Source organism: Symplocastrum torsivum, from assembly GCF_059505465.1.
Map to the genome: position 1 here is coordinate 1 of NZ_JCACKQ010000005.1, position 12,057 is coordinate 12,057.

Annotated in this window: 13 protein-coding genes; 5 read left to right on the plus strand and 8 right to left on the minus strand. The window is 46.6% G+C overall.

Annotated features, from left to right (window positions below):
* Positions 1-130 precede the first annotated feature (130 nt).
* Entirely contained in the window at positions 131-1,381 is a 1,251-nt protein-coding gene (locus AC5JL3_RS01210) for a TetR family transcriptional regulator (RefSeq protein WP_496072749.1), read from the minus strand.
* A gap of 126 nt (positions 1,382-1,507) precedes the next feature.
* On the opposite strand from AC5JL3_RS01210, the gene AC5JL3_RS01215 reads away from it, so the two are divergent.
* Both AC5JL3_RS01215 and AC5JL3_RS01220 read left to right on the plus strand, forming a co-directional pair.
* Positions 1,508-2,362 (plus strand): acyl-CoA desaturase, encoded by an 855-nt coding sequence (locus tag AC5JL3_RS01215; RefSeq protein ID WP_496072750.1) that lies wholly within the window; start codon positions 1,508-1,510, stop codon positions 2,360-2,362.
* A 213-nt stretch (positions 2,363-2,575) separates the two neighbouring features.
* A complete protein-coding gene (locus tag AC5JL3_RS01220; protein ID WP_496072751.1) occupies positions 2,576-3,562 on the plus strand; it encodes a cyanophycinase in 987 nt (328 codons plus the stop codon).
* Positions 3,563-3,598: 36 nt separating this feature from the next.
* Here AC5JL3_RS01220 and AC5JL3_RS01225 read toward each other — a convergent pair whose 3' ends face one another.
* From AC5JL3_RS01225 to AC5JL3_RS01250, 6 genes are all read right to left on the minus strand, one after another.
* On the minus strand, positions 3,599-4,012 hold the full coding sequence (locus tag AC5JL3_RS01225) for a putative toxin-antitoxin system toxin component, PIN family (protein WP_496072752.1): 414 nt from the start codon (positions 4,010-4,012) through the stop codon (positions 3,599-3,601).
* Entirely contained in the window at positions 4,009-4,239 is a 231-nt protein-coding gene (locus AC5JL3_RS01230; RefSeq protein WP_496072753.1) for a hypothetical protein, read from the minus strand. Before AC5JL3_RS01230 ends, AC5JL3_RS01225 begins: the two co-directional genes overlap by 4 nt.
* Positions 4,240-4,337: 98 nt before the next feature.
* Positions 4,338-4,781, minus strand: coding sequence for a hypothetical protein (locus AC5JL3_RS01235; protein ID WP_496072754.1), 444 nt, complete (start codon positions 4,779-4,781; stop codon positions 4,338-4,340).
* 13 nt (positions 4,782-4,794) lie between these two features.
* Positions 4,795-7,101 carry a tetratricopeptide repeat protein gene (locus AC5JL3_RS01240; RefSeq protein ID WP_496072755.1) on the minus strand — a complete coding sequence of 769 codons (2,307 nt, stop codon included), beginning with the start codon at positions 7,099-7,101 and terminating at the stop codon, positions 4,795-4,797.
* 52 nt (positions 7,102-7,153) lie between these two features.
* A complete protein-coding gene (locus AC5JL3_RS01245; protein ID WP_496072756.1) occupies positions 7,154-7,450 on the minus strand; it encodes an acylphosphatase in 297 nt (98 codons plus the stop codon).
* A 167-nt stretch (positions 7,451-7,617) separates the two neighbouring features.
* The gene (locus AC5JL3_RS01250; protein WP_496072757.1) at positions 7,618-7,959 is read right to left on the minus strand and encodes a hypothetical protein; all 342 of its coding nucleotides are present in this window, start codon (positions 7,957-7,959) and stop codon (positions 7,618-7,620) included.
* 182 nt (positions 7,960-8,141) lie between these two features.
* Between AC5JL3_RS01250 and AC5JL3_RS01255 the strand changes: the two genes are divergently transcribed.
* Complete coding sequence (locus tag AC5JL3_RS01255) at positions 8,142-8,612, plus strand: ABA4-like family protein (RefSeq protein ID WP_496072758.1); 471 nt, start codon at positions 8,142-8,144, stop codon at positions 8,610-8,612.
* Between the two features lie 144 nt (positions 8,613-8,756).
* On the opposite strand, the gene AC5JL3_RS01260 is transcribed toward AC5JL3_RS01255, so the two are convergent.
* Positions 8,757-9,650: an alpha/beta fold hydrolase gene (locus AC5JL3_RS01260; RefSeq protein ID WP_496072759.1), complete on the minus strand. Its 894-nt coding sequence runs from the start codon at positions 9,648-9,650 to the stop codon at positions 8,757-8,759.
* A gap of 188 nt (positions 9,651-9,838) precedes the next feature.
* Here AC5JL3_RS01260 and AC5JL3_RS01265 point away from each other — a divergent pair, with 188 nt between their 5' ends.
* Together AC5JL3_RS01265 and AC5JL3_RS01270 are read left to right on the plus strand one after the other, a co-directional pair.
* On the plus strand, positions 9,839-10,372 hold the full coding sequence (locus AC5JL3_RS01265) for a GAF domain-containing protein (RefSeq protein ID WP_496072760.1): 534 nt from the start codon (positions 9,839-9,841) through the stop codon (positions 10,370-10,372).
* Between the two features lie 193 nt (positions 10,373-10,565).
* Complete coding sequence (locus AC5JL3_RS01270; RefSeq protein WP_496072761.1) at positions 10,566-12,053, plus strand: CIA30 family protein; 1,488 nt, start codon at positions 10,566-10,568, stop codon at positions 12,051-12,053.
* Positions 12,054-12,057: the final 4 nt, after the last annotated feature.

Here is a 12,057-nt window from a genome sequence, read left to right on the forward strand (position 1 = left end):
ACTTATATTTATATCCCTGTGTTAACCTGTCATAATCTTTGTGGCGCACTACTAGGCACCATGAGCTGTTTTGCTCACAATAAAGGAATGAAAATTTTTCTTACTCCTTCTGCCTTATTTTCAAGCTAGTCTAAGCTTTTTGATCGAGGCGAAGCGCTCGTTCTAAAGCCGCCTTTTCTCTCCCTCTCCGGGCATAGGGATGTAATTGCGTAGTATCCCAACCGCTGAGGATACTCAAATCCTCTAAATCAATTCCCTTCATCAGCATTTCTACGCACCAAGTTTGTCGTGCTTGTTCTACAAATAGCGGTTGACCTTCAGGTGTTAATAATCCTGAAGTAAATGTCTGCCAGAAAGCACGTAACTCTTCCTCTGAAAACCGTTGACCTTCCTCATTCACAAACATCGCCAACTGCTCATCTTTACGACTCTTGAGCCACTGACTTAGAGGATTGCGAATGTAGGAGCCATACCGCTTTCCCATAATCCACTGATTGACTGGCACTTGTCGAACTGCACCTTGAGTGATTTGCAACAGGTGTTGGTGTTCATCAATGATTTGATGCGATCGCTCTAAAGCGACAACCTCTTGCGGACGCAAACCAGCTCCAAATAGCACGTAAGCGAGAGCATAATCCTGCAATCCCTGCTTTTTCGCTTGTAGCAGAATCGAGCGAACTAAAGAAGCGGGTAAATCAGCTACTTTCTCATTTGAATTTTTCCTTGCTTCTAAAGGAGTCTCTTTGTCTAGACTGACAGCACCTGCTGAAGATTCTGGTAAGGGTGAAACAGCTCCATATAAGAACACCTCCACTAAACTCTCTAAAAAATCCTCACGGTTCTCCCAAAGTTCATGGAACTCGCTTGTCAATTCGATGACTAAATATCCGAACAACATCACATTGAGCAAGCTAGATAATTTTTCAGCAGGTAAACGGCAGTGTAGCTGCTCACGCTCAATAACGGTTGCGAGATAGTGGGCAACATCACGATTGGCGAGAGTGATACCTCTTCCTAGCGCCCGACGATTTTCGACGGTGTATTGCCCTGCCTCACCAACTACTGAACGCAGTAAGTCTGGAATCTTTTCTAGCGCTTTTAGGCGATCGCTTGCATAGTTTCTTAGCGCCTCATCTACATGGCTTGTCTGATTTACTTGCGTTCTTAAGGATTCACCCAGGTGAGTAAACACCGCAGAGTCTTCAATCAAGGCCAAAAGCAACCCTTGCTTGCTTCCGAACTGGCGGAACAGCGTTACTTCATTAACCTGTGCTAATTCTGCAATCTGCCGAGTTGTCGTCTCGATAACGCCCTGAGAGCGAAATAACTCAAGCGCTGCATTGACTAAGCGCTGTCGAGTTGAAGAATTTGTTCGAGGCATATGCATAAAGGCATAAAAATGTAAGTAACACTTGCATTTTTAGAAAACCGTTGTTAGATTTAAAGAGTGCAAGTATTACTTGCATCTCCTCACTATAACGACCTCTCTACAAAAGAGGGAAGATTCATGACTAACAACTCACTCTCTGCTGTCCCGGAAATTCGACCGCCTTTAACTTTTAACTGGGTTAGCGCGACGTTTTTCGCGGCAATTCACGCTTTAGCACTACTGGCTCCTTGGTTTTTCTCCTGGTCAGCCGTGGGAGTCACGATTTTTCTACACTGGCTATTTGGCAGCATCGGCATTTGCTTGGGTTATCACCGACTTTTAACCCATCGTAGTTTTCAGGTACCAAAGTGGTTGGAGTATATCATTACGACCATCGGTGCCTTTGCACTGCAAGGAAGCCCCATCTTTTGGGTATCCGGTCACCGTCAGCATCATGCTCACACAGAGGACGAAGTAAAAGACCCATATTCAGCTCGTCGGGGTTTTTGGTGGAGCCACATGCTTTGGCTGTTTTACAAGAACGACGAGTTTTTTAACTACGAAAACTATAAGAAATCTGCGCCTGATTTAGCACGAGACCCATATTATCGCTGGCTTGACCGCAACTTCTTGTTACTGCAAATTCCCTTAGGAGTGTTGCTCTATGCCTTGGGTGGATGGTCGTTTGTCATCTACGGGATGTTTGTCAGAACAGTGTTACTTTGGCACAGCACTTGGTTGATTAATTCGGCAACTCATATGCGAGGTTATCGAAGCTTTGAGGTAGATGATAACTCTGGTAACCTTTGGTGGGCGGCGATCTTAACGTATGGAGAAGGCTGGCACAATAATCACCATGCTCAGCCAAATGTTGCTCCAGCCGGACGGAAATGGTGGGAAGTTGATGTCACTTGGTGGGCGATTCAAGTATTAAAGACTTTTGGTTTAGCGAAGAAGGTTGTAATGCCTCCGCAGCGACAACTACAAAGTTAATTTGAATTGAAGTAGAACAACTTGTTTAAGATAATGCGATCGCACTCACAACCCAAGAGAAGCGATCGCATTTTTCATGGTGATTAGTCAGCAAGCTTTTCCTGGCATCTAGACAAGTGCGATCGCGGTGTGACAAAGTTTAGCCTTGGAAGATTTGCTTTGGTCTAGGAAAAAGCAATGAGTCTGTGGTCTAAGGATTTAATAACAAGGACAATGCTGAAAAGTTTTGCGGTGGTGCTGTTTTTACTCATAGTTTTGGTGGCATCACCTGCTGAGGCAAAGGTCACACGCTATTTGGAGGGCAACGCTGGCGATGTCAATCCGGCATTAGCTGGACCTGCTCATGATTTGGGTGGTGGTGGTACTGACGTAGACCCTGCTATTGAGTGGATGATCGATCAGGTTAGGGGATGTACCAACTGCGCCACTAAGGTCGATGTTGTAGTCATTCGAGCGTCCGGCGATGATAGCTATAACGCGCCAATCCTTGCAATGAACGGTGTTGACTCCGTGGAAACTCTTGTCATCACGAGTCGAGAGGATGCCAATAAAGCTGATGTTGTAGATACAGTTAGAAATGCTGAGGTAATTTTCTTCACTGGCGGTGACCAGTGCGAATATGCCCGGAATTTCAAAAAAACAGGAGTTGAGACGGCTGTAGAGTCTGTTTATGCAAGAGGAGGCGGCATCGGGGGAACCAGTGCAGGCACAATGATTCAAAGTGATTTTGTCTACAACGCTTGTTCGGACACCGTTGAAACTGAAGAGGCGCTAGAAGACCCTTACGAGGATATTAGCTTCACCGACAATTTCTTCAATTGGGAAAATCTCAAGGGAACTGTTGCTGATACACACTTTGATGCACGGGACAGGATGGGTCGCACCATGACCTTCATTGCTCGCCTAATTAGAGACGGTTTATCTGATAGCGCCTTGGGCATAGCTGTAGACGAGGAAACGTCTGTTGTAGTGGACAAAAATGGTTTAGCTAGGGTTATGGGAAAAAGACCAGCGTACTTCATACTCGGTGACCACATGCCTGAAGTCTGCGAACCGCAAACTCCTCTAACCTTCTCCAACTACAAGATATGGAGAGTAGGGAGTGATAGTACATTCGACCTGAAAGATAGACCAACGAGGGGCTACTATCTCAGAAGTGTCAATAAAGGGCGGATTAGTGCAAACCCTTACGAGAGATAGACGAAAGGCTAACGTTCCCAAAAAACAACCACCAGTTCAAGACAAACTCTCTAATAATTCACTAGCTGACAAAATTGGCAAAGTAGCACCCGCAAAATCTTGTGCATTACGGGTGATAATGGCGTCAAGCCTTGATGCCATTGCACAAGCTAATTGAACGGCATCTTCAAAATCTCTCAAGTTAGAGGAGAATGCTGCATCCAAAATCACACGGTCTACCAAGCAAACTTCCATCAGCGTTAGTGTCTCAGAAACTGCTTGTCTAGCAAGCTCAACGCTCCTTGTTTGCCTTCTAGCAATGTAAAAAATATTAGTTAGAGTTGTTGCTGTCACATACCCAACAATTCTCTCGGATTCGATCGCTTCCATCAGACCTGCTGCATCCTCTACAAAAGGTTCTCGCTCTAGAAAGTCATCCAGAATAATGTTGGTGTCCACTAATACCCTCATTGCAGGTATTTCTCCACCAAGCGTTCTTCTAACATCGCTTCAACTTCGGCATCAGTTGGAGGGGGCGCATCGGTTTTGAGTAGTCCGCGCATCCTCTGCGCTGCGCCTTTACGCTCAGGACGAGGTCTGAGTTCGTGTTGAAGTGACTGAAGGATGGCACTCATCAATTCCAAGCGATCGCTTACGGATAGCTGCAATGCTTGTTCGCGTAATTCTTGCAAAGACATCGTTTTTAATTCCTTAAATGTTCTTGCCTGACAACTTGCTATTTAAGTTTAGGCGATGCCATTTTCATTAATACTAAAGGTGCGATCGCATTCAAGAGTCATAAATTATCAAGAAATTTTTGTAGCAAATCTCTTAAATTACGGATGTACTCATCGCCTGTCACGATCGTCAGGTAGCAAGAAAACGCTGCCACAGCCCCTTGCCAGCTCTTAAGTGCTTCTATGTTCTCTGAGAGTCTTACCTGTAATGAGCGCCTTGCCTGCAAGAAACCCAACCTGTGAAGCACTAACCCCTTGTTTTTGTGGATATAGGTGTCATCCGGAGCAAGGTAGAGAGCATGGTCATAGGTAGCCAGCGCTTGCTCATAACTGTGCAACGCCTCTGGATACTGTTCCAGTTGTGTGTGCAAGATACATAGTTTTGCAAGTACTGTCCCCTTGTTGTTAAGACATTGCACTAAATTCGGGGCAAGCTGGAGGGCTTGGTCATAGGTAGCAAGCGCTTGCCTGTAACTGTGCAAGGCATCTGTATGCTGGGCCATCTGGTATTGCAAGTCACCTAATTTTACGAGCGCATTCCCCCTGTTGTTGAAAACTTCCAGATATGTTAGGAACCAAGTTGAGAGCTTGGTCAAAGGCTGCTAGGGCTTGCTGGTAGCTGTGCAATGCCTCTGGATACTGGGACAGCCTCGCCTGCAAATTACCCAAGCCCAGCAGTGCATTACCCTTGTTGTTGTGGGCATAGTTGTCATTAGGAACCAAGTTGAGAGCTTGGTCAAAGGCTGCTAGGGCTTGCTGGTAGCTGTGCAACGCTTCTGGATACTGGGACAGCCTCGCCTGCAAATTGCCCAAGCCCAGCAGTGCATTACCCTTGTTGTTGTGGGCATCGGCATCATCCTGGGTAAGATGAAGGGCTTGGTTGTAGGCTTCTAGCGATTGCTGGTAGCTGTGCAACGCTTCTGGATACAGTGCCAGCCTCACCTGCAACTCACCTAGTTTAAAGAGGGTAGTCCCTTTGTTGTTAAGGGTAGCGGTATCTTTAGGGATAAGGCTGAGGTCTTGTTCATAGGCGGCAATAGCCTCTAAGTATTCCTGTTTGGCTTCCTCATATCGAGCTAAGCTTGCAAAGTAATCGGCTTCGGATTGTGAGATTCTGCCCAGATAAAAGTCATTTTGAATTAATAGATCGCTCCTAACTTCTAGCAGCGTGCGGCATTGATCATTACGGCTCAACTTCAAGGCAGCATCAAACACCTCTACCCATTCCTCCACACCCCGCTCCCAATCCAAGCGGTTGGCATGATAAATCGCCTCTGCCACTTCCCCCCGTTCCCGATAGTGCTGCTCCAAAACCTCATGAGCGCGACGGGTTATCTCATTGCCGCTTTCATCATCCAAGCGGCGCAGCAAATCGTGGATGCGATACCAATTCTCACCCCGCCGTTGTACCTGCCACACAAAGGAAAAGCGCGTGAGGATGTCAAAAAAAGCTGCACGAGTGGCGTGAAAGTGTAGCGCCTGACCCAGTTTGAGATAAAGCTCAAAATCGAAAGCCCGACAAGCACTTAGCGCGTGAACTGCCACCTCGACTTCTTTATCTACATATCTCAAGAGTCGATTAATCAACTCCCTGGATTTGTCAAGCGTTTCCGGGGCAGTTGGGAAGTCATCCGGTGTCAAAAAATTCCCCTGCGCTCTTGCTGCCAGGACTACATCGGCACACAAACCCAGATAAAGTGGATGCACCTCGTCGGCTGCAACGCTAGCGTAGTCAATCAAACTCTGCTGTAAGGCAGCATCTTTAACATCCGCCTTTTGCAGGTAATCTCTGGCATCGGTTGGCGAAAAATGCCCCACCAACTGACTATCGAGGTATTGCTGGGGAATGGCAAACCGAGTTGCTTCAACCCAACGCGGCTTTTCTCGACCCGCAACCACTGCCACAATTCCTGCTGACAAGTCTAGCGCTCTCAACAAACACCGCAGCCACTCATCCCGTTGGAAAAACACCTCCTCCGGCAGGTCGCGCTGATGACCCCAAAACGCTTCATGGGCGTCAAAAAATAGGACAATTCTTTTAAGCTCTTCTTGCTGTGCCATTGCTGCATTGAGGTCTTTGGCAAACAAACGCGGCAAGGCATCAATTAATTCCGTATGGGGTTCCATCCCCTGAATCGCTTTAATATCTTCCTCCTTTAAACCCCGTTTCTGGAGGGAGAGTTTGAATTTCTCGCCTAAATGCTTGCCAAAGACACCGAGTACCGCTTTGGCGATGCTCGCATAAGACGTATCGCTGACAGCATCCACAATTCCAGTAATAAAATCCATCTCTTCCGATGGCAGTAGTTCCTTTGCCTGTTCCAGGTTGCCAGTCTTGTAGAAATACCAAACACAGGCGAAGTCATAAAGAGGGAAGCGCAAGGGGTAGGGCAAGTCAGCAAAAGCCTCGGCTAAGTTTCGCCGTAACATCAACAAGCCATCAAAAGGAGATTTGAGTCTATCTCCGATTAGGTTCTGACTAAAATCCAGGAGTACTGCTGGCACCGGGATACAGTCCTCTCCTGGTTTAGCGTTCTCGATATAAGCTGCAACCTTCGCCACCTCAGCCTTGGGTATAGCTTGGAGTTGCTGCCAGGTTTCCGGCAAGAATAGCTTGCAACATCTTTGCCGCAGGAACTTCAACAGTAAAGATTTGCCATTGCCGCCATCCCCATGAAAGAACAGAATCTTGTTACGGGGTGACTCATCATTTAGATACTCTGCAAATAGGCGAGTCAACTCATAGCGGTCTATAAATAATTGCAGCGCCCGATCGCCTTCTGTGACCGTTTGCAGTTCGCAAAGTTCATCATCAATACTCATGCCAGCGCTACTCAGGTTTTAATCGAGATGATAACCACCCTAGCAAATGCTCTCAGCGCCTAGTTTCAAACCCCTGCAACCCTTCCGGTTCCTCGTACTCAACTGCCACATCTTTAACTACAGCGCCTCGTGGTCCTTGGTGACACCAGCTAATCATCTCCTCAACAGCAGCTTTACTCCCTTCAAAAAGCGCTTCCACACGACCATCCGAAAGATTTCGCACCCAGCCGTTGATACCCAATCGATTAGCCTCATCCCTCGTTGAGAAGCGATAGCCAACTCCCTGGACTCTGCCAGTAATAAAAACATGGGCGCGGATTTGCTCTTGCTGCTGTGATGGGTTCGGCATCAACTTGTCCCTATTGATAATCGGTTCCCTGATCAAAAGTACGGCACAGTCAATTGTTTTGACTGTGCCTACAGCAAGCTACTTTAACAAAATATTCAGATCAGAGAGTCTGCTGTCTACTCAAAACGTATTGATGTGCAGTAGTTTTTTGCTACAAACCCAAACTTTTAATCGTCATCATCGTCATCGTCGTCGCGATCGCGGTGTCGAGAATGATGCTCGTCATCATCGTCATCGTCGTTACGACGATACTCTCTATCTTCATCCCGATAGCGAGAGCGGTGTTCATCATCGTCATCATCGTGGCGACGATACTTTTGATCATCATCCCGATAGCGAGAGCGGTGTTCATCATCATCATCGTGGCGACGATACTTTTGATCATCATCCCGGTATCTGTACTCACGGTCATCATTGCGATCGCGATGTTCCCGGTCATCATAGCGTCGTTCGCGCTCGTCACCCCTTAAACCTCTAAATACATCCCCTATTTGATCACCGATTCCCATAATGTTCCTCCTGAAGTTGATTTGACGTTTTTCTATTAAAACCACGTTTACCTTAGTAGTTTCAGTCTCTCAAAAGGATTTGCCTCTTAACTCTCCTATCAGGTATAGATGCTACCTAATCTGAATCTTCCGAAGTTTGTAGAATCAAGGGGATTTACGTTTTCAACATCCTTCTCTTTGCTATGACAATTACTCAACTGTTTAATGGCGCTAATTTATTCGTTCTACCCTTTTGGGCGCTAATGATTCTGTTGCCAAACTGGGGTGTGACTCGAAAAGTGATGGAATCTTATCTACCTTTTGTTGCTTTGGCTGGTTTATATGTGTATTTATTCGTCACTAGCATTACACCAGAATCTGCTGAAGCGTTGTCTAATCCTCAACTAGCTGATATTGCCCGATTCTTTGCGGATGAAAAAGCCGCCGCGACTGGCTGGATTCATTTCCTGGTAATGGATTTATTTGTTGGGCGCTACATTTATTGGGAAGGACAGCGGACTGGTGTTTGGACAGTTCACTCGCTGGCGTTGTGTTTGTTCGCTGGTCCGATGGGGTTGTTATCTCACATTCTGACTAGCTGGATTTCAAAAAGCTTTACCTCCTCGTCTGAGTCAGACACTGCCACCCCTTCTACAGATACCACCCAAGCTTAGAAACGGTTAGCTCAAGGGTGATATTCTTAAAATTTTTGCTCCGTTATCTCCGCCAGTGGAAAACAGAGATTGGGGAGTAGAGGAGGAATGTCAAAAAACTAAACTTGTGAGTGTTCGAGCGATCTGCTTGGCAGCAGCGCTTCGCTATCGCAAATAGCGCTCCAGTAACCCAATCACTATAGCTGGTTGCTCCAGATGCGGGAGTACACCCGTTTCGGGTATAACTTGAAAGTCTTGAATCGCTTTTGGGTTTAAACGTGCCAGACGCTTACCTAAATCAGCGCGGGTAAACTGTGCCTCTTCTCCCCAAACAACAGTAGTTGGTACTGTTAATCGATCAATATACAGGGGTAAATCAAAGTAAAGGTCACCCCTCAAGAACGCCAACGCTGCATATTCGGCATTTGGTTGCTGTGCAGAAGCGAGATACGCCGCCACCATTTCTTCAGTTACCCGTTCAGCTTTTGCGAAGAGAAACTGCACCAAAAAGTTACGCACAGCAACATCATTCGTTGCCCCTAAGGTATAAATCAGGCTGCTTAAGAGTGGTGTTCTAACAATATTTAGCGGTAGTCTCCTTCCAGCATTTTGCCCGAAGTCATCAAACCCAGAGGGACAAACAAGAAATAGCGCCTTGAATAATTCTGGATGCTCAATTGCAATACGAACAGCCAACGCACCTGTAAGGGAAGAGGCGATAACAATTGCTGGAGAATCAGTTACCTGTGAGATAAACTCCGCCAGTGTTGTTAGATAGTCACTCACCTGGTAGTCCCGGATGGGATGAGCAGATTGCCCCCAACCAATCAAATCAGGCGCAATGACACGGTGAGTCGTGGCAAAAGCAGGATATACCTTTGACCATTCATAAGCCGAAGCACCGCCACCGAAGTTATGCAGGAAGATCAGACTAGGTAACTCCTCCTCATTCGGCACTGCTACTGTCCACGGGGGAGCAACTGGTGTGTAGTACACCATCGAACCCAAGGAAGTATTAGCGACCTTTTGCCCAAAGCCAGGAGGCTGAAACTGGAGCATAAATCCACGTTGCTCCTAATGATTAGTAATTTTTGATAACGGATAGACTCATATACTTATCCTCTGGTCAAAGTGATATCTTGACAAGTTTCTGGCTTTTGGGAGAGCGATCGCCTTTAGACTCCACTGGATAATAAAAGCAAGTCTCGATTTATCCTGTTCACACTCAACGGCACGACAACAAGCGCATGGCTGACCAAGCTTTACCCCCAGTTTTAGAAAAAATCCTTGCCACTGCTAGTGAACCGGATGCTGTCTTTGCTGAGATACTACCAGCTTTAGGCGACCTGTTGCAGTGTCATCGATGCTTTCTTTATCTGCGTAATCCTCAAACTAAAATGGGGAAAATTGCTTACTGCTGGCTTCGCAGCGACCAATATCCGGATGTCACAGACGCTGACTGGAAGGAAGAACCGGAATCATTACCCCAAGAAGACCCCTTATTTGCCGCCGCGCTACGTGCTGAAGACTCAATTTTTGTGGAGGATGTAGAGACCGCAAGTCCAGAAGTCGTCAACGTAGATTTCGAGCGAGAAAACTTTGGACACCGAGCCTTGATTCATGCTCACTTGTGCCAGGATGGTCAATTGTGGGCAATTTTACAACCCTGTATGTTTGGTCAGCCAAGAGTTTGGACTGACCTGGATCATTCGGTGATTGCTCAGTTAGAGCCAAAGCTTGCACCAATGGCTGTTGCCTATGTCAAGGAAGCAGGGGTTTAAGTTCTTGAAAGTGGGAAGGCGATCGCTTTTACGAGACTGGCTCATCTTCATTAGATGTGTAGACACGGTAGCCATAAATCAGGAGAGGGTTGGGAAGGGATTCTTCTTCCTTATGCCGTTGTACTGCTGTAGATGTTAGAAACGAAAGCTAGGGCAGTTTCGATACACTAAAGAAAATATAAAGGCAGCGGTTGTGACTGAAAAAAATCGCTCCCAGTGGGACGCTGGCAGATTTATTGAAACACTGACCTACTTCGAGGTCATCCCTTTCCTGAACTGGCTACAGCAGCTATTCACACGCACCAATCGTAAACCAGAAAACCAGAGTAGAGGCAAACAAATGGGAGTAATACTGGTAGCTGGCGCAACTGGCGGTGTCGGGAAGCGAGTTGTGCGACACCTAGTCGAGCAAAATTATCAAGTACGTGCTTTAGTCAGGGATGCCAAAAAAGCACAGCAGATGCTTGGCAACGATGTAGAACTATTCGAGGCAGACATCACCATCCCAGAGACATTAACCCCTGCACTGACAGACGGTATTTCTGCTGTCGTGTGTTGCACAGGAGTCCGGGTTCAGCCTGTCGAAGGCGATACACCTGACCGAGCAAAATACTATCAAGGCATTAAATTCTATATGCCAGAAGTTGTGGATAGTCCTGAAATTGTGGACTATCAAGGTATCAAAAATTTGGTACAAGCGGCGGCGATGAGTCTGGGAATGGCAGGGGAAAAGCTGCTATTTGATTTTAAGCACCCAACAGATGACGTGAAAGAAACTTGGGGTGCTGTAGATGATGTTGTGATGGGTGGCGTTAGTGAGAGTTCTATTCGACTAATTGATAAGGCAGCACTCTTCACTGGAAATGTATCGACTCAAAACTCCGGTGGCTTTGTTTCAGTTCGTACCCGTAACTTCGAGCCAGCAGTGGATTTGGCTGAATACAAGGGAATAGAACTGTGTGTGAAGGGAGATGGTCAGCGGTATAAGTTTATTTTGCGATCGGAAGCCAAATGGGATGGTATTTCCTACTGCTATTCGTTCGATACAGATAAAGATAGCTGGATTAATGTTCGCATTCCGTTTGAGGCTCTGATTCCAGTATTTCGCGCTAAAACACTAAAAGACACTCCAGCCTTCGATTCTAGCCAAATCTATGCGTTGCAGCTAATGCTCAGCAAGTTTGAGTATGACGGAGAACTGAACCCGAAATTTCAACCAGGTGGCTTTGCCCTACAAGTGGAAACGATTAAAGCTTATGGTAGTGCCCCAAAACCGCAGTTCATTATGATTAGTTCAGCGGGTGTCACTCGTCCAGGACGTCCGGGAATTAACTTAGAAGAGGAACCACCTGCGGTACGGATGAACGACCAACTAGGAGGAATTCTCACCTGGAAGCTACGAGGAGAAGAGAGTGTGCGCCAAAGTGGGGTTCCTTACACTATTATCAGACCTTGTGCTCTAACCGAAGAACCTGGAGGTAAGGCTTTGGTCTTTGAGCAAGGTGACAACATCCGGGGCAAGGTGAGTCGAGAAGATATTGCTGAGCTTTGTGTTCAGGTGCTAGAGCAACCTAAGGCTCGTAATGTCACTTTTGAAGTGAAAGAGGGAGAAGATAGCAACCACCCAGCTAACTGGGAAAGCCTATTTTCTACTCTAAAAACTGATACTAATAACCACTAACAAT